The organism is Dokdonia sp. Hel_I_63 (assembly GCF_007827285.1).
Classification (GTDB): domain Bacteria; phylum Bacteroidota; class Bacteroidia; order Flavobacteriales; family Flavobacteriaceae; genus Dokdonia.
This window is the reverse complement of sequence record NZ_VISD01000001.1, coordinates 3,425,820-3,452,295: the sequence shown is the minus strand read 5'-3', so window position 1 is coordinate 3,452,295 and position 26,476 is coordinate 3,425,820. Positions and strand designations below refer to the sequence as shown.

The following is a 26,476-nucleotide window of genomic DNA, read 5'->3' as shown; positions in this document are numbered from 1 at the left end:
TTTTACGCTTTCGCGAAAGCGTACTTAGATTACCACTCGTTTACTCTATTACCATCTAGTTTTACAAAGATGAATAGTAAAATAGTGAAGCCCCATAATCCTGATCCTCCGTAACTGAAAAACGGCAAAGGAATTCCTACCGTAGGTAAGAGACCTATGACCATCCCAATGTTTACTACAAAGTGAATGAATAAAATTCCTGCGAGGCTGTATCCATAAATGCGCGAGAAGTCATTTTTTTGTTTTTCTGATAGTTGGATGATCCTCAAAATAAGCACTACAAATAAGATGATTACTAGGGTACTCCCAAGGAAACCCCACTCTTCACCAACTGTTGAGAAAATATAATCTGTGTGTTGTTCTGGTACAAACTTACCTTTAGTTTGTGTTCCTTCTAGAAACCCTCTTCCAAACCAGCCACCATTACCTATGGCAATCTCACTTTGCTGTGTATTATATCCTATACTTTTTGCATCTACCTCTTTACCCAAAACAATATTAAAACGGTCGCGGTGACGTTGCTCGAAGATATTTTCGAAAATGTAGTTTACAGAAAATGCAAAAAGACATGCTGCTGCAACAAGACCTATATAAAGACGTTTTGAGGGTCGTTTTTTTCTATTTCTAGCAAACAGTATCAAGGCAATCACAAGAACAATTAGAGACACATAAATAGGTCCTAAAACTAGTGTAAGCACAAATAACGTAATCGTAGATGCTCCTAGAATTAAATAACTAGCAGCAAGTCCCTCTCTATATAGCGGAAAGAAAAATGCAGCATAAACTAATGCACTTCCAGGATCTGGTTGTGGTATAATGATAAGTGCTGGTATTGCTATGATAGCAAGAGCACGTACTTGATCTTTTATGGTTTTAATATTGGTTTGTATGTCGCTCAGATATTTAGCGAGCGCTAGTGCGGTAGCGGCTTTGGCAAATTCACTCGGCTGTATACTCATAAAACCGAGATTGTACCAACTCGTAGCTCCAGATATGGTTTTTCCAAAAACAAACAATAATATTAATGACAGCAACGAGCCTATGTAAATGACACTAGAGAATCGTTCAAAGAATTTTGAGTCTAAGAATAGAATAAAGGTAATGATAAGAAAGCCTAAGAATATCCATACAAGTTGCTTAAAGTACAAGTTATTCATACTCGTAAAAGCTTGTGTGTCTGGATCAAAGGCAGCAGAGTAGATATTAACCCATCCTATAGCTACGAGGGCTAAGTACAATAGAATAAGTACCCAGTCAAAACTACCAACATTCCTTGTAAAACGGCTCATTAATAATTTATTTTAAAAGGCTTGCCACTTAATGGTTTAGCATATTCTTCCTCAAGCGTATGTGTGAGAATCCATTGTTCTAAATCCTTACGCGTTACTTCTCTATTAATGTATTTTTCAATCATGAGAGATGCGATACGGCCACCGTAACGAGATCCCCAATACCCATTTTCTACAAAGATGGCAATAGCAATCTTTGGATTGTCTTTAGGAGCAAAGGCTACAAAAGTAGAGTGGTCTGTAAGCTGTGTTGTTACTCCATCTATTTTAGCATAATTCTCTGCTGTACCTGTTTTACCTGAAATGTCTATTCCAGGTACTTTTAAGTTTGCTGCAGTCCCATAATTGTACACATCATTGAGCCCTTGTATCACAGGTTCAAAGTGTTTTGCATCTATAGTGGTATAATTTTTCTGTTCAAATTGAGAAGGAATCGTGTCTTGTCCTTCTATTTTTTTTATGATGTGCGGTCTGTAAAACCAGCCTCTATTTGCAATAGTTGCTGTAAAGTGTGCCATTTGCATTGGAGTAAGTGCAACTTCCCCTTGTCCAATAGAGTTAGATAATGTTGCTGCACTTCCCCATCTTCTATTAGGGTAATCATGGATTTTGTTATAGTATGAAGCCCCTGGAATGAAACCTGGTCTTCCTATAGGTAAGTCATAACCCATAAAATCTCCTAGTCCAAAACTCTTAAGGTGGCCTTGCCATGCAGCAATACCTTCTTGTGGAGTATTGTATTTATTAAGAGTATTTAAGTAAGCAGTTCCAAAGTAGGCATTACAAGAGTAAGCAATACCACTGATCATTTGTACTGGACTTTTATGGTGGTGACACCCAAAGGTCCTTCCTCTACCATATCGCATTCCTCCATTACAATACACACGATCGTCAAGACTAATCGCTCCTTCTTGAAGTGCAATGAGTCCCGTAAGTGCTTTAAAGGGTGATCCTGGCGCATATTCTCCTAGCAATGCTCTGTCATAAAGAGGCTTTGCAATAGAGTCGTTATCAAGTTTTGAATAATTTTTAGATCGCTCACGACCTACCATTAGAGCAGGGTCATAATTGGGAGCAGCCACAAGTGCTAGAATTTCTCCAGTAGATGGCTCAATGGCTACAATGCCACCGCGCTTACCTTGCATTAATTCTTCTCCATATTTTTGAAGTTCAGAATCTATGGTAAGATATATGTTCTTTCCTTCTTCAGGTTCTTGATCAAGTGTGCCTTCTTTGTAAGGACCTATAACACGATTAAATCGATCTTTTTGAAGATATTTAATTCCCTTTTTACCTCTTAGTAGCTCTTCATACTTTTGCTCGACACCTTGTCGTCCTATTAAATCTCCGCTTATATAGTAAGGCTGTTTATCAATAATCCCTTGGTGTACTTCTTGAATGTATCCAAGAAAGTTTGCGCCAAAGTCTATCTGATAGTCACGTAATGATCTTTTCTGGATAAAGAAGCCTTCAAACTTGCGCATTTGCTCGCCTAAGTATGCAAATTCTTCTTGTGACATAGTAGGCACTATAACAGAAGGATGCCTAGGAGAATAATGTATTGCTTTGTTAAGTTGTTTTACAAGTTTTTCTTTATCAATGTTTAATAATGAGCATAGCTTGAGCGTGTCAAAAGGTTTGATTTCTCTAGGTATGGCCATTAGGTCATATGATGGCTGGTTAGAAACTAAAAGTTCTCCATAGCGATCGTAAATACGACCACGTTGTGGGATTTCAAATTGTTGTTTTATAGCGTTACTCTCAGATAAAACAGCTGCAGAGGTGTCATACACCTGCAGATAAAATAATCTAGCAATAAAGAGCACGCCAGTAGTAAGAACAATAAAGAGGAGTAGTAATTTTCTCATTCGTTACGGCTGCTAAAAAGGATATTAAAAGTCAAACAAAGTATAATAGTAAAGATACTAGTGACTAACGTTTTGTTTAAGGTGTAGAGTATATTACTTATGTTAAATACCTCTAGTAAAAACAATACTAAATGGTGAATGAGCACCATTATAGAAATAAAGATGAATCGCTCGTAAAAACTCACCTTAGATAATTTTATGGCATTGTACTCATAACTTACTCCAAAAGAAAATCGTAAAGCAACTGGCCTAAGGTATGCAAGGAAGAGGCAGGCTGCCGCATGCACACCACCACTATTACCAAACATATCCATCGTAAGTCCCGTTAAGAAGGCGATAAAAATATATAACGCTCTATTAGATGTAAATGGAAAGACTAATAGAAATAAAACGTACGGATAAGGGTTGATGTACCCAAAGAGATTTACATTATTAAAAATGTAAATCTGCACAATCATGAGTGCTACAAACCTAGCAATATTTACAGAGACACTATTCTTCATCTTGCTGCGTTTCTAGTGCTATTATTTCTTTCTTGTAGCTATTTTCAACCACGTAGACATGACCTAGATTAGTCATGTCATTAATAAGTTTAATAGAAAGTGTATAGAAGTTTTTACTTGGATCTAATACAAACTCATTTACTGTACCTATAGGAATCCCTTTCGGGAAAATTGCTGATTTTCCACTAGTTTCTATGGTGTCACCTAGTTTTACAGGTGCCTGCTGTTGCATATCAATGACCTGAACGATATTTGGGTCTTTACCATCCCATTGCATTGTTCCAAAATGTTCGGACGCTCTTAACTTTGCACTTGTGGTAAAGTTAGAGTTGAGAATAGATAGTACGGTACTATAGCTAGAAGATGTTTTATCAATAATACCTACGATTCCTTTGCTAGTGATTACTCCTTGGTCTTTATGAATACTATCTTGTGATCCACCTAAAAGAGTAATAAAGTTATCTGTCTTTGCGTAGTTATTGTTGAGAACCTTTGCAGGAATGTATGAGAATTTTCGCAGACTATCTGACGGTATAGGTGATGTTATGTCAGTAAGAACTTCAAGATCTAGATTGTCCTCGTTAGGTGATTTCAACATTTCGCGTAAGCGGGCATTCTCTTCTAGAAGCTGTTTGTTGTATGTTTTGAGTTTAAAATAATCTTGAACACTAGTTACAGATCCATAAATGCCACCCGTAAACCAGTTTGCAGAGTTTACAAATTTACTACGGTGATAAGAATGTGATTGTATCGTAAAAACAAGCGACAGCATTAGTAAAAATGCAAACAGCAGGAAGTGCTTGTTCCTGATCAAGAAATTGATAATCTGATGCATACCTTAAGAGTTTTCTATTTAATGAGAACGCTCTTATACTTAGCAATATTTTTTAGGCATATTCCAGTACCTCGTACTACAGCCCTAAGCGGATCTTCGGCAATATAAACAGGTAAATCTGTTTTTTGAGAAAGACGCTTGTCAAGACCTCGTAACATAGATCCTCCACCAGCAAGGTAGATTCCTGTGTTATAAATATCAGCAGCGAGTTCTGGAGGAGTTTGAGATAATGTTTCCATTACCGCATCCTCTATACGAAGTATAGATTTATCAAGTGCCTTTGCAATCTCGCGATAGCTTATTTGCACTTGTTTAGGTTTACCTGTGAGAAGATCACGTCCTTGAACGCTCATTTCCTCTGGCGGAACTTCAAGATCCTCTGTAGCGGCACCTATTTGTATTTTAATTTTTTCGGCACTGCGCTCACCTACGTAGAGGTTGTGCTGGGTGCGCATATAATAGATGATATCATTTGTAAATACATCACCGGCAATTTTTACAGACTTATCACAAACAATTCCTCCTAGAGCAATTACCGCAATTTCTGTAGTACCACCACCTATATCTACAATCATGTTACCTTTAGGTTGCATGATGTCTACACCTATACCTATGGCCGCAGCCATAGGCTCGTGTATTAAGTAAACTTCTTTTCCATTTACACGCTCTGCACTTTCTTTTACTGCTCGCATCTCTACTTCTGTAATTCCAGAAGGAATACAAATCACCATGCGCAATGCTGGTGGAAAGAATTTCTTTTTAAGCGCAGGGATTTCTTTAATGAACATCGCAATCATTTGTTCACTCGCGTCAAAATCTGCAATTACACCATCCTTAAGAGGTCTAATTGTTTTGATGTTCTCATGCGTTTTTCCCTGCATTTGAGCAGCTTCCTTACCTACAGCGATGATTTTTTTGGTCGTCCTATCCCTAGCAACTATGGAGGGGCTATCTACCACTACCTTGTCGTTGTGAATAATCAGTGTGTTTGCGGTACCGAGGTCAATTGCTATATCTTCGGTTAAAAAATCAAAAAATCCCATAGGGTTATTGTGGAGGTATTAAATGTTAGCAGTTACGCGTTTGTATAAATGTACAAATATTAAAGGGTAAAATTACGCTTTCGCGAAAGCGTACTCCCTTAAACTTATATTAATGTTTAAAATGTCTTGTTCCCGTCATTACCATTGAGATATTGTTCTCATTACAGTAATCGATGGTAAGTTGATCTTTTATAGATCCACCAGGTTGAATTACCGATGTGATACCTGCATTATCTGCAATCTCAACACAGTCTGGGAAAGGGAAAAATGCATCACTAGCCATCACAGATCCTTTAAGATCAAAACCAAAAGAGGTTGCCTTCTCTATCGCTTGTCTTAAGGCATCAACTCTAGAAGTTTGACCTGTACCACTTGCACAAAGTTGTTTGTTCTTTGCAAGTACAATGGTATTAGATTTTGTGTGCTTACATATTTTTGAAGCAAACAGTAAATCTTCTATCTCCTTATCTGTAGGAGCAGTGGTTGTTGCGTTTGTTAAATTTTCCTTCACATCTGTCTTGTTATCGCGACCTTGAACGAGTGTTCCGTTAAGGCAAGTGCGCACGGTTGTCTCAGGTAATACGATATTTTTGAGCGTAAGGACTATCCTGTTTTTCTTTCCTTTTAAAATTTCTAGTGCATCTGCGTCGTAAGACGGCGCTATCACTACCTCACAGAACAATTTATGAATTTCATTTGCAGTCGAAATATCTATGTTTCCGTTTGCGATTAACACTCCTCCAAAGGCAGAAGTAGGATCTCCAGCTAGTGCATCTACATATGCTTGATGCATAGTCTCACGCTGTGCAAAACCACAAGCGTTGTTATGTTTAAGAATAGCAAACGTAGGTGCTTCTCCTTGAAATTCTGAAATCAAGTTTACGGCAGCATCTACATCAAGCAGGTTGTTGTATGATAATTCTTTACCGTGAAGCTTTTCAAAAACTTCATCAAAATCTCCAAAGAAAAACCCTTTTTGATGCGGGTTTTCTCCATATCTAAGTGCTTTCCCGTCATTACTACTATGTCTAAGTACCGGGATTTCTTGGTCTGTATTGAAGTAATTAAAGATCGCAGTATCATAATGAGAAGAAACTGCAAAACTCTTTGCGGCAAAACGTTTTCTCTCTTCTATTGTAGTACTTCCGTTACCAGCCGTAATAATGTCAAGAACTTCTGCATAGTCTTCCATAGAAGATACACATAGTGTGTCTTTAAAATTCTTGGCTGCGGCACGTATAAGTGAAATACCACCGATGTCTATTTTTTCTATATTATCTTGTTCTGGCGCGCCAGAAGCAACAGTTTTTTCAAAAGGGTATAAATCTACAATTACAAGATCAAGCTGCGGAATTTCAAACTCTTCCATTTCTTTTACATCACCTTCGTGATCCTGACGATTAAGAATACCTCCAAAAACTTTTGGGTGTAACGTTTTTACACGGCCACCTAAGATAGAAGGGTACGAAGTCACATCCTCAACAGGCACAACTGGGATTCCTAAATCTTTAATAAACTTCTCTGTTCCACCAGTAGAATAGAGGGTTACTCCTTGTTCGTGAAGCTTTTGAACGATAGGGGCTAAGCCGTCTTTATGGAATACTGAAATTAGTGCTGCGCCTATTTTTTTTGTTGTGCTCATTGTGAGAAAATTAATAGATTTTGGTTGATCCTAAATGGATGGGTTTTAAAAGCTTCAAAAATAGGTATTTCAAGCCTTTTTGTTTGGGGTTTCTATTAACAAATTGATATGACTTTGTAACAATTTTTAGTGTGTGGCGTCTTACTCGTATCTTTAGATAAAATCAATCAATGCTAATATATTTAAGAGCCTTAGGGGAGAGTTTTAGATTTGCTGTAAATGCATTGCGCAATAACAAGCTTCGTACGTTTCTCTCTTTGATGGGAGTAACGGTTGGGATTTTCTCAATTATCGGGGTGCTAGCAGCGGTAGATTCGCTTGAAAAAGACATTAAAGGAAGTCTTTCTTCTCTAGACCAGGAGAGTATGATTATCGCTCATATCTCTTTTGGACCCACAGAAGTTCCGCGCTGGAAGAGAGAGCGTTTTCCGCTAGTTACTTACGAGGATTATCAGAACTTACAGCGTAACCTACCTGGCTTAGGTGCTATAAACTACACGATGTCTATTCCTTCACAAAAGATAAGTTATGAAGGGAAAGTAGTAGAGAGTGTTCAAGTTGATAATGCAACAGAAGGACTCTATGAAATAGAAAAATTAGAATTTGAGGCTGGACGTTTTTTTAATGAGCAAGAGTCTACAAACGGAGTTCCTGTTGCAATTATAGGGTCTGTATTGCGTGATAACCTCTTTGGTGAAGGTGTAGATCCAATAGGAAAACAATTAAAAACCTTAAGTAGGAAGTTTACAATTATTGGAGTTCTCAAGAAACAAGGTATTAACGCCTTTGGAGATTCTAAAGATGAAAAAATAGTAATTCCAGTAAATATAGTAAGACGTATTTACGGCGATAATAATAGATCTACTTTCCCTACAATGACCATCGTACCTGCAGAAGGTGAAGACGCAGATGAGTTCTACGCTATCGCCGAACAGAAAATGAGAGCAGGTAGGTCTATAAAAGCTGGGGAAACTAGTGATTTCTTCATCAATAGACTGAGTGGTTTTACAGATGCTATTGATGGGATCATAGGAGTGCTTACTACAGTGGGCTGGTTGATAGGTGGCTTTGCACTACTAGTAGGTGGTTTCGGGATTGCAAATATTATGTTTGTGAGCGTCAAAGAGCGCACAAACCTCATAGGTATACAGAAGGCGCTAGGAGCAAAGCGCCGTTTCATCTTGTTTCAGTTTTTATTTGAATCTGTATTGTTATCTATTTTTGGTGGATTTATAGGGCTTGTCATGGTCCAGCTCATTGTCTGGCTGCTAGATGTCTCTAAGATTGCGGGAGACTTTGAGTTCGTATTATCCTTTGATAATATTTTCTTAGGACTCTTCACAACATTTATCATAGGCATCATCGCAGGGATTATCCCAGCAATAGGAGCCTCACGATTAGACCCTGTAGAAGCAATAAGAACAGGGATGTAATAGCTTCACATATAATAAAAAAAAGCCTCAATTCTAAATTTAGAATTGAGGCTTTTTAATTAGTGGAAGGTACTTCTTATAGCAATGCTGCAACTTGCACATTTACAAACTCAAGGAAATCTTCGTCATCCTTTGTAAAAGGATCTACATGACTTGAGTCTATGTCTATCTGCCCTATGTTTTTGCCATCCTTAAATAATGGAATAACAATCTCACTTTTTACAGTGATAGAACAAGCAATGTAATTGTCTTGTGCTTTTACGTCTGGCACTACAAAGTTTGCATTAGATTCTGCTACCTGACCACATATCCCTTTTCCAAAAGGAATTACCGTGTGATCTGTAGGTTCTCCAGCAAATGCTTCTAGGTGTAATGTGCGCTTTTCATGGTTTGCCATGTAAAAACCTACCCAGTCATAATATTCTATGCGCTCGCGCAATAACTCACATATTGCAGTCATTTTGCTTGTAGCGCTATCTTCTATTTTATCCGCGATGCGGCTTACTTCTATTTTTAAATCTTCAAAAGCCATTTTTCTTGTATTTTAGACGTTAAAATACGCCCCTTGCTTAAACTACTACGCAAATATAAGTCCGTACTTCGATTTCTCATTATCTTCATAGGAAGTTATTTGGTTTTTGTGGTGCTTTACCAACTATTTTTAACCTACGGAGGTAGTAGTCGCTATTTTCCCGACATTATTACACATACAGTTGCCAGGCAAAGTCAATCTGTCATCACATCATTAGGTTATGACATGCAAGTGGTGCCAAGTAAATGGGAGCCTGCTATGAATCTCACAATGAATGGAAAAACGCTTGCTAGAGTTGTAGAAGGCTGTAATGCTGTAAGTGTAATGCTATTATTTATTTCATTCATGCTAGCATTCTTCGGTGATATGAAGCGCACGCTCTTATTCATTTTTGGAGGAGTAGCACTTATTTACGGGATGAATGTCTTGCGCATTGCATTACTTACCATAGGTATTTATGAGTATCCACAATATGCAGATGTACTTCATGGAACCATCTTTCCGGCGGTAATTTATGGTACCGTGTTCTTATTATGGATAGGCTGGATCAATTCTTACAGAAAACCGGTGAAGGATGAATAAGTTAGTCCGCGTCCTGATAGGTGGATTGTTATTGTTGGGGTTGTTGTATGTACGCTTTCGCGAAAGCGAACTATTTTACGATCCGCTTATTGATTACTTCCATGGTGATTATCAGAATAAGGCATTGCCCGAACTAGCGCAAGGGAAGTTCTTTTTAAATGTACTCTTAAGATATTTCATTAACATGCTACTGTCTCTAGGAATTTTATGGGCAGTTTTTACAGATAGGAGTATTTTAAAATTCACGAGTATATTTTACTTGATAGTTTTGGTGATATTATTATTGCCGTTTTACTACTTATTGCATCATCATAATCCTTCAGAATATCTGCCGTTATTTTACGTGCGTAGATTCTTAATACAGCCACTGTTAATTTTCCTTTTATTACCTGCTTTTTTTTATTACCGTAAGGTTGATAAATAGGGTATGTGTATTTTTGTAGCCTAACATGTTATAAGATGAAAAACACTTTATTAGTAATAGCAGCTCTAGCGATTGTGTCGTGTAAACAACAAATAGTTTCAGACGTACAAACCGCACCTACTCAAATAGGTGTAAACGCTGTAGTGACAGAAAATGGAGATTTAAATGTGACTGATGCTGTTGAGGATGTAACATTTAAAACAGAGGAAGCATCACAAATTCACGCAGCTTATTTGAGTTTAAAAGGAGCTTTAGTAAATACAGATCCTTATGAAGCGGCAGAGATTGCTTCTAACTTTAAGAGCACACTTGAATCACAAACTGAAAGTGATATCACAAGAGGTTTAAATGATGACCTTGCACTTATTTCAGTGTCTAAGGACGCTGCAGAGCAACGCGTAGCTTTTGAAAATATTTCAAAAAAGGTAGAGGTATATTTATCTAGCGAGATCACATCTGGAACTATATATAAGCAATACTGCCCAATGGCTTTTGAAGGTAAAGGTGCTTACTGGTTATCTAATTCTAAAGAAATACGTAATCCTTACTACGGTGATAAGATGTTGAAGTGTGGTGTAGTAGATAAGGAGATTCAGCAATAAACTACTATTAGCTATAGAGAGCCTTTATTTTTGAAATCTACTTGTGCACTTGTCATATTCTTTTTCTTTGCGTTACGTCCTGCCATAAACGTGGGGTATGTGCTATATTATGAACTTAATATAGATTACATTGTAGAAACGTATTGCGTTAATACAGATAAGCTAGCCTTGCAGTGTAATGGTAAGTGTTTTCTTTCTAAGCAGCTCACTCTAGATGTAGACCAAGAAGATCCTTCTCAAGGGCAGCAACTACAGATTGTAGAGGCTTTTTACCCATTGTTTTATCAAAATGAAGATCAGGTAGATATATCATCTACCTCAATAACTTTTGCTAAGGAGAATTTTCCAAATCATTTGGGAAGTATTAAAACCTTCCAAGAGCGCATAGATCCACCACCCAAAACTTATTGAATTTATAAAGAGATACTAGTCTTTTAATATCGCTAGTCTCGCAGTTTATGAGCGTACTCAAAAGAGTACGTTCACTTCACTATACACAATATTTAAAATTCAATAAATGAAAAAATTATATATAGCACTACTCGCCGCAGTAGTTGCTACTAGTACATACGCACAAGAGCAAGAGGTATCACAATCATGGACAAGTAATCGTCCAGATGGGCATGCTCCTATATCTGTTATGGGTGACCATACTCACAAAAAAGGAGAGTTCATGTTTTCATATAGATATATGAATATGCAAATGAATGATCTTAAGAGAGGTAATGATGATGTAAGTTTTGGTAATGTGTTACTTCCTAATGGAGGAGAATATATGGTTACACCTACAGATATGCCTATGAACATGCATATGCTAGGAGGTATGTATGCTGTGTCAGATAAAGTTACACTTGCAGCGATGCTTGGATATACATCTATGGATATGGAACACCTTACAGCCATGGGAGGAACATTTAGCACAGCATCTAGCGGAATCACAGATCTCAAATTATCGGCCTTATACACGGTATTCAATAAGAACAGGCAGCAGTTACACGGTAAAGTAGGGGTGTCATTACCTGCAGGAAGTATAGATGAAATGGATGTTACTCCTGTATCTAATGGCAATGAAGTAATACTACCTTATCCTATGCAGATAGGAAGCGGCACCGTAGATGCTCTTCTTGGGGCAACGTATTTGTGGCAAACAGATAGATTTTCTGGGGGAAATCAAGTAAATGGAGTAATCCGCACTGGGACTAATGATCGCGACTATAGACTAGGTAATGTATATAGCCTTGATAACTGGATTGCTTATAAAACGGCAGATTGGATTAGTTTTTCGGCACGAGTAAAAGGAAGTGTAGTTTCAGAGATAGATGGCGCAAATCCAGATTTGAATCCGCTTATGGTAATCACTGCAGATACTAGAAACTCTGGTGGTACTTATATAGATGGGGGATTAGGATTTAATCTTTACGCCTATAAAGGAGCATTAAAGAATGTACGTTTAGGTGTTGAAGTAGCTACACCTCTCTTACAAGATGTAAATGGAGTACAACTCAAGCGCAAGGAGACTGTGACAGTTGGACTACAATACTCATTATAATCAGTGCTCCTATATAATTACTACGTGATCATATAGGCACAGTAATTGTTATTATAAAGCCAAGTAACATCATTGTTATTTGGCTTTTATTTATTTTTGCATTAATGAAAAACGGTTTCCATAAAATAACATCTTTGTTTTTAGCGCTTTTAGTGCTAGGATCTACGATGTCTTTTAGTGTAGATAAGCACTATTGTGGAGATCATTTAATTGATGTTGCGATTTTTGGTGAAGCTGCTCCTTGTGAGATGATGCAATCCTTAGACGCTAAGTATGGCAAAGACACTTACAAAAAAATGGGATGCTGCAAGAATGAGCAAACCGTTTTTGAAGGTCAAGATGAGCTCAAAATGCAATTTGATCAATTTACTACAGATCAACTTGTATTTTTAAAAGCATTCACTTACAGCTATACATATCTCTTTGTAGAAGCAGATAAACATTCTGCATCGGTTATAAGTCATCCTCCTCCCTTGATAATTACAGATTATCAAGTTGCTTACAATCAATATTTAATTTAATACCTGTGTACACAGGTATCTCTGCGTGCAATTTCATTGCGCATTTGGGATTCCGCTATGGTTTTTATGCCATAGAAATATAAGCTAGTTGCTCTAGTAGTAACTACACTTTTATTACTAATTACCCAATCTTTGGGTATAACGAGAATCACAATGAAAAAAATTTTTATAGTCTTATTGGTGACATTCGCTTTCGCGAAAGCGTACTCACAAGGACCACCACTTACCGCAGATAAACCTATCATGCTAGGTGGCGGAAGTTTTATAGCAAAAACACTTACCGAAATACGCGTTTCAGAAGACGGGACAGCAACTCGCGTACCTCTTATGCTACACTATTTACCTACATCAAACACACTCGTAGCGGTGCATCTACCTTACGTAACTTATGATTATGACGATTTTCGCGGAAGCGGAAGCACATTAGGTGACATCAACATAGTAGGTAAGTATCAGTTTTATAGAAAAGACGGAACTGGTAAAACCTTCCGAATGGTAGCCAAAACATTACAGACCTTACCTACCGGAGAAGCTCTCGATATTGAGGGTGTAAGTACCGGTAAATACTCAGGGTATTATGGTGTGGTAGCAGGTTATGAATCGCTCAAATATGGTATTTCTAATGAAGCAGGATATAGCTGGATGCCAGATGGATCTCTTGATAAGTTGGTATATAAATTAGGATTTGGACTGCCATTGCTTAAACCTACGTATCCTGTTAATCAGCTCAATTTATATTTTGAATATTCTAGCGAGTGGTTTTTAGAGCGTGATCAATTTGAATTGCTATATGCTCAAGGAATTCAATATGCGAGAAAACAATGGACATGGGAGACTGGTGTACAGTTTCCACTTAGTCAAAATGTTCCTGAGGCAATGGAAAGAAAATATTCTATTTATCTAGGGACACGATTTATACTTTAATAACAATAATATCTCTTACGGAGGATTAAATTAAATACTATGAAAACAATAATATCAATACTAGTAATAGCCTTGTTTACCTCAATGGGTGTACAAGCACAAAAGGAAATGGATCAATTTGAAGTACAGGTAGACGGTCTAGGTTGTCCATTCTGTGCATATGGATTAGAGAAAAAGTTCAAAGAGTTTAAAGGAATAAAGAAAGTAGCCATCGATATTGAAACAGGCGACTTTAGTTTTGAGTATCCTGCAGAAAAAGCACTTACGATGGATGCTGTTGTAAAACAGGTAGAAAAAGCTGGATATACTCCTATTACCTCAAAAATCACAAGAGCTAGCGGTAAAGTAGAATTATCTGAAACTAATACCACGATGCTTACAGCAGAGAGTGTTGTCAAAACTCAGAAAATGCTTGTAGCAGGGAAGTGCGGGATGTGTGAGGCGCGTATTGTAAAAGTTACAAACGGTATAGAAGGAGTGACAAATGCCGCTTGGAATCAAAACAATCAAATGTTAGAAGTGAGTTTTGATAATAGCCAGACTACAACAGATGCTATACAAAAAGAAATCGCTAAGGCTGGTCACGACACAAAAGCTCATAAAGCAACAGCAGGAGCATATGATAATCTTCCGGCTTGTTGTAAATATGAGCGCTTAGTACAATAGTGTCTTTCACCCCTAAGGTAAAGACGAGAGAGGTAGTTATGTGATAAATATGTCGCTGCCTCTCTTTTTTTAAACAAACAATTACTATGAAAAATTTATACATTATACTACTTACCGCTTTGTCTTTGTATAGTTGCAAAGAGGAGCCAAAAACTCAAATCAATTGGGTACATACTAAGACTATTAACCTAGAGGGTATAAACCCTATTGGGATTGCACAAGATCAAAACGGTCTGTGGCTAAGCGATGGAGATCATAATAGGGTTGTTCAAGTAAATCTTAATGGAGATATACAGCAATCTATAGATTCTTTAGATAGACCTATGCATATCGCAACAGATGCTGGTATAGTATATATCCCGCAATACGGTAATGATGAGGTGCTGTCTGTGTTAGGAGCTACAAAAAAGGCTATCGCTATAACCGATAGTCTTGATGCGCCTGCTGGTATAGATGCTAGAGGAAACGCAATAGCTATAGCAGATTTTTATAACAATCGTATTTTATATACTGAAGATGGTGTGACTTGGTCTTCGTTTGGGAAAGAGGGTAAGGCAGATGGAGATTTTTACTATCCTACAGACGTGCAAATTACAGATGACGCCCTCTGGGTAGCCGATGCTTATAACAATAGACTTCAAAAATTTGATAAAAAAGGAAATCACTTGATGACAGTAGGGGAAGATCAAAAGATGAATGCAGCCACTGGTATCTACATTTCAGACAAAGAAGTGTTCTCTACAGACTTTGAGAATAATAGAGTCTTAGTTTTTGATCATGAAGGAAATTTTAAACAAGAAATTAATGATGCTATTTTAAAACCTACAGATATGTTGCTAGTAGGTGATATGTTATATGTAACTAATTATAAAGGGAAGTCACTGAGTGTATATGAGCAAAAAGAAGTGCTCGTAGAAGCTCCTCTTGAGGAGGAACACCATGATGACCATAATCACTAATGACTATGATAAAGCAAGCGTATACGGTAAAGGGAATGACCTGTAATGGTTGCAGAGCAGGTGTAGAAAAAAAGCTAGGCGATATTGATGGTGTTGCAAATGTAATTGTGTCTTTAGAAGATGAAGAGGCTATCCTCACGATGGTTGATCACATTTCTATAAAGACACTGCAAGATGCTTTGCCAGAAAAATATAGCTTGTCATCAAAGAAGGTTTCGAAAGCAATAAGTGAAAAGCAAGAGAGTAGTTCTGGAGTGTTTGTAAATAGTGAGTCAGCTGCGCAAGTAGTTGAAGAGTCAAAATTGCAGCAACTCAAACCGTTGCTTTTGATATTATTTTACATCACTGTATCATCTGTTTTGCTCAATTATAAAGAAGCAAGCTGGCAGTCTGGCATGCTAGATTTTATGGGGCTTTTTTATATTGTATTTAGCTTCTTTAAAATGCTTGATCTTAAAGGCTTTTCAACAAGCTTTTCTATGTATGATCCGCTGGCTCGTACAATACCGGCTTATGGTAAAATCTACCCGTTTATCGAGACCGTACTAGGACTTATGTTTTTAATGCGTTTTCAAGTAGAAATGGCACTTATAGCTACCATTGTGATTCTTGGTGTTACCACGGTGGGTGTGACTAAAACACTGTTGAGTAAAAAGGAAATTCAATGCGCATGTTTAGGCACAGCTTTAAAGCTACCTATGACAGAAGCAACTTTTATTGAGAATGCTATTATGATCATAATGGCAATTATTATGCTTATAAGATTTGTATGAAGTTAAAGTTTACCACTGCCCAGATTTGCACCATTGTGTTAGTAGTTTTCTATATAATTTGGGAATATAATATTCAAGTATATCTGACAGATGAGCATCTCGACTATGGAGTTGAGGTTCGGTACGATTTGATTTTTATTCTACCAATTCTAGTAGTTATGATTGCAGTTTCTGTCTGGCAATATTTTAAAAAGAAGTAGTACGCTTTCGCAAAAGCGTAACAACAACCATAAAAAAACCTCTGCCGAAAAGCAGAGGTTTTTACTGAACATACCCATAGGTAGCTCAATTAGAGTCTGTCGCACCGCGACTTACATCATACCTGGCATTCCGCCACCTCCCATAGGAGGCATTGCAGGTGCATCTTCTTTAATATCTGTAAGTGCACACTCAGTAGTAAGAATCATTCCTGAAACAGAAGCAGCATTCTCAAGCGCTACACGTGTTACTTTTTTAGGATCGATAATACCAGCTTTAAGCATGTCTGTGTATTCGCCATTTTTAGCATTAAAACCGAAGTCTTTTTTGCCTTCCATAACTTTAGAAATAACAACAGCTCCTTCACCACCAGCGTTAGAAACGATAGTGCGGATAGGTGCCTCTATAGCGCGATTTACAATCTGTACTCCAGTTGCTTCATCTGCATTTTCTGTTTTGATTTTTTCAAGAGCTTTCTTAGCGCGCACAAGTGCAACACCACCTCCAGCTACGATACCTTCTTCTACAGCTGCGCGAGTTGCATGTAAAGCATCATCTACACGGTCTTTCTTTTCTTTCATCTCAACTTCAGAAGCAGCACCTACATATAGTACAGCAACACCTCCAGCAAGTTTAGCTAGACGTTCTTGAAGTTTTTCCTTATCGTAATCTGATGTAGTAGTCTCAATCTGAGATTTGATTTGACCTACACGAGCTTTAATAACTTTTGAATCTCCAGCTCCGTTTACAATCGTAGTATTGTCCTTATCTATAGAAACAGTTTCTGCCGTACCTAGCATATCAAGTGTAGCATTTTCTAAAGTGAAACCTCTCTCTTCTGAGATTACAGTTCCTCCAGTAAGAATTGCGATGTCTTCTAACATAGCTTTACGACGATCTCCAAAACCTGGTGCTTTTACAGCAGCAATTTTAAGAGCTCCACGTAATTTGTTTACTACTAATGTTGCTAGTGCTTCTCCGTCTACATCCTCTGCAATGATAAGAAGTGGCTTTCCTGTTTGAGCTACAGGCTCAAGTACAGGTAGCAAATCTTTCATGTTTGAAATCTTCTTGTCAAAAAGTAAGATATATGGCTGCTCAAGTTCTGCACTCATTTTCTCACTATTAGTAACAAAGTAAGGAGAAAGGAATCCACGGTCAAACTGCATACCTTCTACAACGTCGACATAAGTTTCTGTTCCTTTTGCTTCTTCTACAGTAATAACACCTTCTTTTCCTACTTTTCCAAATGCTTGAGCAATAAGATCACCTATTACGTCGTCATTGTTTGCAGAAATAGATGCTACTTGTTTGATTTTATCAGAAGAGTTACCCACTTTAGTAGTTTGCTTCTCAAGATCTGCAACGATAGCTTCTACAGCTTTATCGATACCGCGCTTAAGATCCATTGGGTTTGCTCCTGCAGCAACGTTTTTAAGTCCTTCAGTAACGATTGCCTGAGCAAGAACTGTAGCGGTAGTTGTTCCATCTCCAGCAAGATCGTTAGTCTTAGAAGCTACTTCTTTTACCATTTGAGCTCCCATGTTTTCTAGAGCGTCTTCCAGTTCAATTTCTTTTGCAACTGTTACACCATCTTTAGTCACCTGTGGTGCGCCAAATGATTTTGAAATAATCACGTTACGACCTTTAGGTCCTAAAGTAACTTTTACTGCGTTTGCTAGTTTATCTACGCCGCGTTTTAAACCGTCGCGTGCTTCTATATTAAATGTTATGTCTTTTGCCATTTTGTTTTGTTTTACAAAAAGCTTTATGCGTTATGCAATAAGCTTTAAGCGCTATGTTTAAAATATTTTAATTACTCTTGGTACGCTTTCGCGAAAGCGAATATCTATTTATACTATCGCAAGGATATCATCCTCTTTCATGATCATATAATCTACTCCGTCAAATTTGAGTTCGCTACCTGAGTATTTTCCATAAATAACTGTATCACCTACGACTACTGTCATTTCGTGATCTTTAGTTCCAGATCCTACAGCTACTACTTTGCCTTTTTGTTGTTTTTCTTGTGCGCTATCTGGGATATATAAACCAGATGCTGTTTGAGTTTCTGCCGCAACAGGCTCGATTACAACGCGGTCTGCTAATGGTTTGATTTTAATTGCCATTGTTATAGATTTAATTATTGAGTTGAATTGTTATTGTAACCCTTAACTGGTTACGCGAGCGTAAAAGACAGAAATTATGCCACTCACCATGCACTGACAAATTTGCATAACAAAAAAGAGCCAGCTAAAATAGCTGGCTCTTTAATATGTTATGTTGTGAGAGTCTATTGATCTCCTCCATTTTCTGGAAGACTTACTGGCTCTGGAGCAGGAGTAGTTTGTTCTACAGCATCTGCATCAAAAACTTGAGACTCGCTTCTTATAGTACCGTCAAAAATACTTAGGTTACTAGCAAGAATAAGTACTAATAAGATAGTCGCTAGTGCCCATGTTGCTTTGTCAAGAAAATCTGTTGTTTTCTGAACGCCACCCATTTGCTGTGTACCACCACCGCCAAAAGAAGAAGATAATCCGCCTCCTTTAGGGTTTTGAACCATAATAACGACAATAAGAAGGAAAGCTACTATAATGATCAATCCTAAAAATATATAAAACGTAGTACTCATAATATTTTAATCTTTTTGTTCTTCAAGTTGTTCTACTGCTCGAATTTGGTCTGCAAAGAAACCACTTTTTTCTGGATATTTCAAACTTAAAATTCGGTATGCTTGTTTTGCTTTTGGAAAGTTTTTTTGCTCGACATAAACTCGTGCTAAAGTCTCTGTCATCAAGGCGTCAGAAGAAAATAGAAATTCTTTTTTTGTTTTCTTTTTATCTGCCGGTATTGACTTTATATTTCCAATTTTCGGATTTGTTTCTATAAAGGAATCTATAATTTGTTGTTTTCGCTTTCGCGAAACTTTAGTTGTAGTTTCCTCATTATCAGATTTTGATGCGGTTGTAGTTTCCTTTTTAATTACTACTTCTTTTGTAGAAGTAGGAGCAGGAACCTCTTTGTCATCAGATGTAGATGAGCGATCTATGGGTTGAAAAGAAGAAAGCTGTAACCACTCAGAAAAAGAATGCGCTTCAGATTTTGTAAAAGGTAGTGGCTTGCCTACTTGAAGCGTATGCTCTGCCTTTGCTCTAGTCATAATAGAGTCTTTCTTTTCTACAAATAAATCTGGATCAAGAATTTGCGATGCTTTTGCTTGTTCTTCTTGCTCGACTAGAATAGATACATCTTGTGCATCTGTGACTTCTAGAGACCGTAGTTGTTTTTCTTGATCTTTTATTTGAGTACTTACCGCTGTCTGTAAGAAATGCTCTGACGTGATATAGTCAAATAGTACGGCTCTATCTGCTGTGTGGCTAGCTGTGCGCTTTAATGCTTTGTTATAAGCAAAGCTCTCTTGGTTTTTTAACCCTTTTAGATACAGCGCATGAGCACTTTGAAAGAAAGGAAATGCGTCAATAATAGTGCGCAAATGGCTTGTCTGCTCAGTATTAATCTGGTCAGGATGTTCTAGTAAATATGTGTATTGTTCTGTAGTCATTACCAGCGAGCTAGTGATGCGTTAAATACATCTTGAGTAATACGCTCATAAATTTCATCCAGAGCACTATCTAGAGCGCTACCTACTAATTGTGTTTCACCAGGAACATCTGAGAAAAATGAAAACCTACGTTCAAAATCATACTCACCATCTTCCCGAGTATTATTAAAAAAACGAACATTTACTGTAATGGTAAGTCGGTTTTGTGCTGCTAGATTTTCTGAAGTAGAAGCTTGCGGAGCAATGTAATATTCTATTATCTCACCTTCGTACACTACATCTGCATTGCTGTTTGTAAGTACTAGTGGTGATTGGTTCTGGATAATATCTCTCAGCTGTTCTGTAAACTCTCTATCTATTCCGGGCTCAACAATTGCAGCCTCGTTTTGAAAAAAGCGAACTTCAAACGTCTCTTCTTTATCTATAGACACGCCACTTAATGAATACACGCTACAGCCTTGGATTAAAAAGACTGTTGTAATTAAAATGATGAAGTTGTTAAATGATTTCATGTGACTTGATCTATAAAATATATTGAATTGCTTGTGAAATTAGAAAATCGTGTATCCTATAATAAATGAAGTAGTTTGGTAATTCGAATCCCACTCAATAAAATCGCTAAGTAAATTTCTGTCTGTTTGATATCTAATTTCAGCACTATACTTGTTATTGAGTTTGTAGCCTACTCCAAAAGCAATATTACTTCCTGCCCGTACTTCTAACGGAGCGATTGAAGAATTATTTGCAGGGTCAAATTCTACAGCCGTCTCTGAAGATATATCTACAATAAATGATGCGTTTACAAAAAGTTTAGATTTGTCATTTAGAAAGAAATAATGTCTTAGACCTAATGGTATTTCTATAGATGAATAGTCAATTGATGTAGTAATAGCATCGCCAAATAGAGATCCAGCTTCCTGAGTTATTTCAGACTTAAAACTTTGGTATGAAGGTTCAATAACGAAAGCCCATTTATTATTATTAGTTGGTAAGATTAATTCAAGTTCTAATCCAATACCAAAGTTTGTCTTACTACCTAAGTCAGCTTTTTTAACTGTGGCGCCTGGATTACTAATTGAGAAGGAAGAGTTGTTTATTCTAGGTCTTATAGAAAGGTTAATGACCTTGCCTTTTGTCTCTGTATTATAATTTTTAAAACTATAATTATTGCATTCGTTGTGTTCAATAAAGTAGCCAATTAAACTACTCTTGTTGTAACTAACATTCTCTGGGCTGCTTGTAGCGTTTTCAGGACACGATATCTCTGTTTTTAATTGCTGTTTATATTGCGTATTTGTGCTGATCTTGCCAGTTGTAGTCAAGAATTTCTTATACACAAGTTGCTTGATTTCAGCCCCAGATTTACTATAAAAATATCTGGTTATAGTTCCATTTTTGTAAGAGTATAAGCTAGTGTTTCCTTCAACTAAAATATTCAGGAATAATGTTTTTGTTTCAAAAATAGGAGCTCTACTTTTATCTAAAAAATCAGCACTAGCACTTGACATATCAATTTTTACTGTAGCCCTAACATACTTAGAAGAGTTTAAAATCATGAACTCCTTTACTGTACTGATATCACCCGTTAAAGACTTGGAGTCTTTAGATAATTTATATTGAAAATTTTCTGGATTATTATTCCAGTCATTGTCCTTAATTAAGCATTCAATTTTATTGTTGTTATTTTCAATAAAATATCCCTTTACGTATTCTGTTTGTGCAACGCTATTTATGCCAATACATGAAAGAAATAAGAATAATAGTGTTTTGTTCATTTAATAAAGTTTTTTGATTGATGATTGATGAAATTTATTTGAGCTAAAAATACTCTTACGATTATGACTTACAAATCAAACTGTTTGATTTTTCTGTATAACGTGCGCTCGCTTATACCTAGTTCTTGAGCGGCTACTTTCCGTTTGCCTTTATGACGCTCTAGTGATTTCTTTATAAGTTCAAGCTCTTTGTCGTGTAGCGATAATGTTTCTTCTTCCTCAATTTCTTCTGCAAAATGATATGGGTCTGCAGTAGGTTCTGGTTGAGGTGGAGTAGGAGCTTGTGCTTGTGATTTATGAGGTATCTGTAGTACGTCCATTACTTCTTCTACGGTCTCATAAGAGTCATCGTCATCATCATAAATCTTTTTAATGAGGCTCTCATTCTCCTCACGTACATCTGAGGTATTGCCATTTTTCATTAACTCTAGCGTCAGCTTCTTGAGGTCATTCAAGTCGGCTTTCATGTCAAAAAGAACTTTGTAAAGAATCTCACGCTCGTTTGAGAAGTCAGACTTCTCTTGTGACTTTACAATGGCGGGAAGTCTAGATCCTGTGTCGGGAAGATAGTTGCTTATAGTTGCAGCCGATACTTCGCGGTTAGTTTCTAATACAGATACTTGCTCGGCTACGTTACGTAGCTGGCGTATGTTTCCATTCCAGCGATATGAAACTAGAAGTTGTACTGCTTCTTCAGACAGTCGTATCGTTGGCATCTTATACTTCATAGCAAAGTCTGATGCAAATTTCCTAAACAATAAATGAATGTCTCCTTTACGCTCTCTCAGCGGAGGAAGCGGGATATCTACGGTACTCAGTCTATAAAATAAATCCTCTCGAAACTTTCCTTCTTGGATAGCCTCAAACATCGATACATTAGTAGCTGCAACAATACGAACATCTGTTTTCTGTGTTTTTGACGAACCTACTTTTAAAAACTCTCCGTTTTCTAACACTCTTAATAGACGTACCTGCGTTGGTAATGGTAACTCTCCCACTTCATCTAGAAATATCGTCCCACCATCTGCCTCTTCAAAGTATCCACTTCTTGTAGAAGTTGCACCTGTAAATGCACCTTTCTCGTGTCCAAAAAGCTCACTGTCTATCGTTCCCTCTGGGATTGCTCCACAGTTTACAGCAATATATTTATTGTGTTTTCTATGAGAAAGTGAGTGTATAATGCGTGGGACACTCTCTTTACCTACTCCAGATTCTCCTGTCACTAGTACAGAAATATCTGTAGGAGCCACTTGTATAGCTTTTTCGATAGCGCGATTTAGTGCAGGATTATCTCCTATAATACCAAATCGTTGTTTTGTGGTTTGTATTCCTTCCATAGTAAACGCCCATTACAGTGGGTATCTATTTGATTAGTATAAAATATGTTACGCTTTCGCGAAAGCGTTATTCTCAAAAAACTATTGTAAGCACAGTACTTTGTGTTTCTATTGCCAGTACGCTGCATAGCCTGTTGCCTCACCTATAAGTGTCCCTGTAGTACATTCATTAATTTTTACATTAACGAAATCGCCTACTTTGTAATCTCCTTTAGGGAAAACGGCAACGACATTCTGATCATTACGACCGCTCCACTCATCTTTATTCTTTTTTGATTCCTTTTCTATAAGAATCTCTACCGTTTGATCTTGGTAGCGAAGTAAATTGTCTCTAGAGATTGCTCTTTGTAGGTCAATCACATCTTGTAAACGTCTCTTTTTTATCGCTAGCGGGATGTCATCTTCCATCTTGCGTTCTGCCATAGTACCTGGACGCTCAGAATAGTAGAACATAAAACCAAAATCATATTTTACATAGTTGATAAGGTCAAGTGTTCCTTGATGATCTTCTTCGGTTTCTGTAGGGAAACCAGTAATCATATCTTGACTAATCCCAATATGAGGGATTAGATTTTTAATATTATCAATGAGCGTTTTATACTCCGCAACCGTATGCTGGCGATTCATTAATTGTAAAATCCTATCGCTTCCTGACTGCACAGGCAGGTGAATGTAATTACATACATTCTTATGTTTTGCCATCACCTCTATCACGTCAAGCGTCATATCTTGAGGGTTTGAGGTAGAGAAACGTATGCGCATTTTAGGTTGTGCCTTTGCAACGGTGTCCATGAGCTGCGCAAAATTTACCGCAGTAGCTTTTGCCATTTCACTAGCCTTGTCAAAATCTTTCTTGAGGCCGCCGCCATACCATAAGTATGAATCCACGTTTTGACCAAGTAGTGTAATTTCTTTAAAACCTTTTTCAGCAAGATCTTGTACTTCTTCTAGTATAGACTGAGGATCACGGCTACGCTCGCGACCTCTTGTAAAAGGAACGACACAAAACGTACACATATTATCACAACCACGAGTGATTGATACAAAAGCAGTAACACCATTAGTTAATAAACGTACTGGTGAGATATCTCCGTAAGTTTCTTCTTTAGATAAGATTACGTTTACTGCATTTCTACCTTCTTCTACCTCGCTAAGTAAGTTAGGAATATCTTTATAAGCATCTGGACCTACTACGAGATCAACTATTTTTTCTTCTTCAAGAAATTTGCTTTTAAGACGCTCTGCCATACAGCCTAGTACTCCTACTTTCATATTAGGATTTTGCTTGCGCTTTACGGCTTGATATTTTTCTAAACGTTTACGTACAGTTACCTCTGCCTTCTCACGTATAGAACAAGTGTTTACTAGCACAAGATCTGCTTCTTCAAGAATTTGAGTAGTATTATACCCTTCATTTGCAAGAATGGAAGCCACCACCTCACTATCTGCAAAGTTCATCTGGCAACCGTAACTTTCTATAAAAAGCTTTTTTGTATTCTCAAGTTTGCGCTCTAGTGTAAGCGCTTCCCCTTGTTTGTGTTCTTCTATTATTTTTTCCATCTGCTTATTCGTCCAAAATCTTTGTCAAGGATTATGCAAAGATACGTCTAATGTAGAGTTGTGACAAAGTGGCAGACGCCAAGAATTACATAAAATTCTCGTTATTTGCTTTTTTAAAACCCGAAGATTGCTACATAAACTATTTATCTTATTGCTGTTACTAGTCATTCAGACTGGTTATTCTCAATCTGTTGAGGAGACTAAAACACCACGATTCTTACAGCAAATCGCTATACAGCATGATAACGACTTTGTTTTTGCGATAGATCGTTATTATACAGCGGGTACATTCTTAAGTTATAGTAGGCAATTACAAGGAGACTTTATTTTTAAAAAGCAAGGGTATCCGCTGCAGTTAGATCTTATGTTAGGTCAGGAAACTTACACGCCTAGAGAACTCTTTGAAACTAATTTCGATTTTTTTGAACGTCCTTATGCAGGGTACCTTTTTGTAAAAGGCTCCGTTTCAAAAGCGCAAGAGGATGTGCTTTTTAAAATTGACGCAGAGCTAGGACTTGCGGGAGAGCAGTCTAAGGCAGGCGATATACAAGTTGCTTATCATGAACTTATCAATGAATTTATACCCGTTTGGGAGGGTGAGATAGGTAATAGTGTGCATTTTAACGGCTTTGGAACTTTTGTTAAAGACTATCGGTTAGAAAATTCTAATTTATTTAAAAATGTTGCACTTCAGTCTACGGTTGCGCTAGGTACACGAAGAGTTTTTGCAAGACAAGAAGCGCTTCTTTATATAGGGAATCGAAATGTGGTAGCTAGCTCTTCGGCTTTTGGGAGATTGGGGGAAAAGCATGAGTTCTATGGCTTTGCAGGAGTGGGAGCAGAGTATGTATTCCTCAACGCACTTATAGAAGGTCATCCCTTTGGAGATGATTCTCCCTTTACATTACCTATAGTCACAACCATCTTGTCTTTTAAATCTGGAATTACGTACCGTGGAGAAAATAATCTTTATAGTATCGTTTACAATTTTAGAACAAGAGAGACTAAGCGAGAAGGTCGAAGCCAGTACGTTGCCTTGCAATTTGCTAGAAGATTTTAATCTGGCTGTCGATTAATCTTATATTTTTACGACCTCAATAAAAGATAAAAAATGATATTATCAGATATGCTTGTCAAAATTAGACAAGCACCGCATATTGATTTTGGAGGATTATTTGGCCGAGCGATTGATTTGTTTCAAAAGGTATGGCTTCAAGGTTTGCTTATGCAAGTATTGACGATTGCTGTTTCTTGGGGAGTGTCTATGGCCGTAATGTTGCCTATGAGCTTAGGTGGTGCTTTTATAGAATATGGTGATGTCTCCTATAATGATGATGAGGTAGGTGTCATTGCTTTAATTTTTATGATGGTGATGTACTTAGTGATTCTAGTGGTTATGTCTGTAGTCAACTTTGCACTTCAAGCAGCTTTTTACAGAATCATACGTATGAAAGACCGCAACCGAAGTGGTGAAAGCGGAGTGGGCTTCGGGATGTTTATCAAGAAAAAGTTTCTCAAGAAGGTGCTAGTGCTTTCAATGATGCAGGTGGGGATTGCTGTGCTGGCCGCCCTGTTTTTTATAATTCCATTGTTTTATGTGTTGGTGCCGTTACAATTTGCCATTGTGATATTTGCTTTTAATCCTGATTGGTCCGTAAACGACATCTACAAAGCAGCTTTTGCACTAGGGAATAAAAAGTGGGGAATTACCTTCGGAACTTGTCTTGTTATTGGTTTTCTAGCTATTGTTGTTGGGGTTATGGCTTGTTTTATTGGTGTTTATGCAACCGTTTCAGTTGTCTATTTGCCGGCTTACCTAATATATAAAGATGTGGTTGGTTTTACGGAAGATGAAGATATGATTGCTCAGATAGGTGTGTAGTTTTTTTATTTTTA

General features: G+C 37.3%; 28 protein-coding genes. 13 read left to right on the top strand and 15 right to left on the bottom strand.

What is annotated here, in order from left to right; translation table 11 throughout:
- Positions 1–29: 29 nt before the first annotated feature.
- From rodA to purH, 6 genes are all read right to left on the bottom strand, one after another.
- Positions 30–1,289, bottom strand: coding sequence for a rod shape-determining protein RodA (gene rodA / locus JM84_RS15230; RefSeq protein WP_144785090.1), 1,260 nt, complete (start codon positions 1,287–1,289; stop codon positions 30–32).
- Positions 1,289–3,157 (bottom strand): penicillin-binding protein 2, encoded by a 1,869-nt coding sequence (mrdA, locus tag JM84_RS15225; RefSeq protein ID WP_144785088.1) that lies wholly within the window; start codon positions 3,155–3,157, stop codon positions 1,289–1,291. The genes rodA and mrdA overlap by 1 nt, the downstream gene beginning before the upstream one ends.
- Entirely contained in the window at positions 3,154–3,660 is a 507-nt protein-coding gene (locus JM84_RS15220) for a rod shape-determining protein MreD (RefSeq protein WP_144785086.1), read from the bottom strand. The genes mrdA and JM84_RS15220 overlap by 4 nt, the downstream gene beginning before the upstream one ends.
- Entirely contained in the window at positions 3,650–4,495 is an 846-nt protein-coding gene (gene mreC / locus JM84_RS15215; RefSeq protein ID WP_144785084.1) for a rod shape-determining protein MreC, read from the bottom strand. Before mreC ends, JM84_RS15220 begins: the two co-directional genes overlap by 11 nt.
- A gap of 14 nt (positions 4,496–4,509) precedes the next feature.
- Positions 4,510–5,538, bottom strand: coding sequence for a rod shape-determining protein (locus JM84_RS15210; RefSeq protein ID WP_013751144.1), 1,029 nt, complete (start codon positions 5,536–5,538; stop codon positions 4,510–4,512).
- Between the two features lie 109 nt (positions 5,539–5,647).
- Positions 5,648–7,180 carry a bifunctional phosphoribosylaminoimidazolecarboxamide formyltransferase/IMP cyclohydrolase gene (gene purH / locus JM84_RS15205; RefSeq protein WP_144785082.1) on the bottom strand — a complete coding sequence of 511 codons (1,533 nt, stop codon included), beginning with the start codon at positions 7,178–7,180 and terminating at the stop codon, positions 5,648–5,650.
- 170 nt (positions 7,181–7,350) lie between these two features.
- On the opposite strand from purH, the gene JM84_RS15200 reads away from it, so the two are divergent.
- Entirely contained in the window at positions 7,351–8,613 is a 1,263-nt protein-coding gene (locus JM84_RS15200) for an ABC transporter permease (RefSeq protein WP_144785080.1), read from the top strand.
- 76 nt (positions 8,614–8,689) lie between these two features.
- Here the strand turns inward: JM84_RS15200 and JM84_RS15195 are convergent, their stop codons facing one another.
- On the bottom strand, positions 8,690–9,145 hold the full coding sequence (locus JM84_RS15195; RefSeq protein ID WP_144785078.1) for a GAF domain-containing protein: 456 nt from the start codon (positions 9,143–9,145) through the stop codon (positions 8,690–8,692).
- A gap of 33 nt (positions 9,146–9,178) precedes the next feature.
- Between JM84_RS15195 and xrtF the strand changes: the two genes are divergently transcribed.
- From xrtF to JM84_RS15145, 10 genes are all read left to right on the top strand, one after another.
- On the top strand, positions 9,179–9,727 hold the full coding sequence (gene xrtF, locus JM84_RS15190; RefSeq protein WP_144785076.1) for an exosortase family protein XrtF: 549 nt from the start codon (positions 9,179–9,181) through the stop codon (positions 9,725–9,727).
- Positions 9,720–10,151 carry an exosortase F system-associated membrane protein gene (locus JM84_RS15185; RefSeq protein ID WP_013751149.1) on the top strand — a complete coding sequence of 144 codons (432 nt, stop codon included), beginning with the start codon at positions 9,720–9,722 and terminating at the stop codon, positions 10,149–10,151. Before xrtF ends, JM84_RS15185 begins: the two co-directional genes overlap by 8 nt.
- Positions 10,152–10,186: 35 nt before the next feature.
- Positions 10,187–10,753 carry a DUF3347 domain-containing protein gene (locus JM84_RS15180; RefSeq protein ID WP_144785074.1) on the top strand — a complete coding sequence of 189 codons (567 nt, stop codon included), beginning with the start codon at positions 10,187–10,189 and terminating at the stop codon, positions 10,751–10,753.
- A gap of 30 nt (positions 10,754–10,783) precedes the next feature.
- The gene (locus tag JM84_RS15175) at positions 10,784–11,164 is read left to right on the top strand and encodes a hypothetical protein (RefSeq protein ID WP_144785072.1); all 381 of its coding nucleotides are present in this window, start codon (positions 10,784–10,786) and stop codon (positions 11,162–11,164) included.
- 106 nt (positions 11,165–11,270) lie between these two features.
- Positions 11,271–12,302: a transporter gene (locus JM84_RS15170; RefSeq protein ID WP_144785070.1), complete on the top strand. Its 1,032-nt coding sequence runs from the start codon at positions 11,271–11,273 to the stop codon at positions 12,300–12,302.
- Positions 12,303–12,406: 104 nt separating this feature from the next.
- Positions 12,407–12,823 carry an HYC_CC_PP family protein gene (locus JM84_RS15165; RefSeq protein ID WP_144785068.1) on the top strand — a complete coding sequence of 139 codons (417 nt, stop codon included), beginning with the start codon at positions 12,407–12,409 and terminating at the stop codon, positions 12,821–12,823.
- Positions 12,824–12,976: 153 nt separating this feature from the next.
- Entirely contained in the window at positions 12,977–13,747 is a 771-nt protein-coding gene (locus JM84_RS15160; RefSeq protein ID WP_144785066.1) for a hypothetical protein, read from the top strand.
- Between the two features lie 39 nt (positions 13,748–13,786).
- A complete protein-coding gene (locus JM84_RS15155; RefSeq protein WP_261375777.1) occupies positions 13,787–14,413 on the top strand; it encodes a heavy-metal-associated domain-containing protein in 627 nt (208 codons plus the stop codon).
- Positions 14,414–14,499: 86 nt separating this feature from the next.
- The gene (locus JM84_RS15150) at positions 14,500–15,372 is read left to right on the top strand and encodes an NHL repeat-containing protein (protein ID WP_144785065.1); all 873 of its coding nucleotides are present in this window, start codon (positions 14,500–14,502) and stop codon (positions 15,370–15,372) included.
- Between the two features lie 5 nt (positions 15,373–15,377).
- Positions 15,378–16,145 (top strand): heavy-metal-associated domain-containing protein, encoded by a 768-nt coding sequence (locus tag JM84_RS15145; RefSeq protein WP_222428944.1) that lies wholly within the window; start codon positions 15,378–15,380, stop codon positions 16,143–16,145.
- A 311-nt stretch (positions 16,146–16,456) separates the two neighbouring features.
- On the opposite strand, the gene groL is transcribed toward JM84_RS15145, so the two are convergent.
- The 8 genes from groL to miaB form a co-directional block, all read right to left on the bottom strand.
- Entirely contained in the window at positions 16,457–18,088 is a 1,632-nt protein-coding gene (gene groL / locus JM84_RS15140) for a chaperonin GroEL (RefSeq protein ID WP_144785063.1), read from the bottom strand.
- Between the two features lie 108 nt (positions 18,089–18,196).
- Positions 18,197–18,472, bottom strand: a complete 276-nt coding sequence (gene groES / locus JM84_RS15135) for a co-chaperone GroES (protein WP_013751160.1) — start codon at positions 18,470–18,472, stop codon at positions 18,197–18,199.
- 164 nt (positions 18,473–18,636) lie between these two features.
- Positions 18,637–18,978 carry a preprotein translocase subunit SecG gene (gene secG, locus JM84_RS15130; RefSeq protein ID WP_013751161.1) on the bottom strand — a complete coding sequence of 114 codons (342 nt, stop codon included), beginning with the start codon at positions 18,976–18,978 and terminating at the stop codon, positions 18,637–18,639.
- A gap of 6 nt (positions 18,979–18,984) precedes the next feature.
- Positions 18,985–19,908: a hypothetical protein gene (locus tag JM84_RS15125; protein WP_013751162.1), complete on the bottom strand. Its 924-nt coding sequence runs from the start codon at positions 19,906–19,908 to the stop codon at positions 18,985–18,987.
- Positions 19,908–20,420 (bottom strand): LptE family protein, encoded by a 513-nt coding sequence (locus JM84_RS15120; RefSeq protein WP_013751163.1) that lies wholly within the window; start codon positions 20,418–20,420, stop codon positions 19,908–19,910. Before JM84_RS15120 ends, JM84_RS15125 begins: the two co-directional genes overlap by 1 nt.
- Before the next feature lie 39 nt (positions 20,421–20,459).
- Complete coding sequence (locus JM84_RS15115; RefSeq protein ID WP_013751164.1) at positions 20,460–21,683, bottom strand: outer membrane beta-barrel protein; 1,224 nt, start codon at positions 21,681–21,683, stop codon at positions 20,460–20,462.
- Positions 21,684–21,751: 68 nt separating this feature from the next.
- The gene (locus JM84_RS15110; protein WP_013751165.1) at positions 21,752–23,020 is read right to left on the bottom strand and encodes a sigma-54 interaction domain-containing protein; all 1,269 of its coding nucleotides are present in this window, start codon (positions 23,018–23,020) and stop codon (positions 21,752–21,754) included.
- A 108-nt stretch (positions 23,021–23,128) separates the two neighbouring features.
- Complete coding sequence (gene miaB, locus JM84_RS15105; protein WP_013751166.1) at positions 23,129–24,580, bottom strand: tRNA (N6-isopentenyl adenosine(37)-C2)-methylthiotransferase MiaB; 1,452 nt, start codon at positions 24,578–24,580, stop codon at positions 23,129–23,131.
- 127 nt (positions 24,581–24,707) lie between these two features.
- On the opposite strand from miaB, the gene JM84_RS15100 reads away from it, so the two are divergent.
- Together JM84_RS15100 and JM84_RS15095 are read left to right on the top strand one after the other, a co-directional pair.
- The gene (locus JM84_RS15100; RefSeq protein ID WP_186439138.1) at positions 24,708–25,640 is read left to right on the top strand and encodes a lipid A deacylase LpxR family protein; all 933 of its coding nucleotides are present in this window, start codon (positions 24,708–24,710) and stop codon (positions 25,638–25,640) included.
- Positions 25,641–25,691: 51 nt separating this feature from the next.
- Positions 25,692–26,462, top strand: a complete 771-nt coding sequence (locus JM84_RS15095; RefSeq protein ID WP_144785060.1) for a hypothetical protein — start codon at positions 25,692–25,694, stop codon at positions 26,460–26,462.
- The last annotated feature ends 14 nt before the right edge of the window (positions 26,463–26,476 follow it).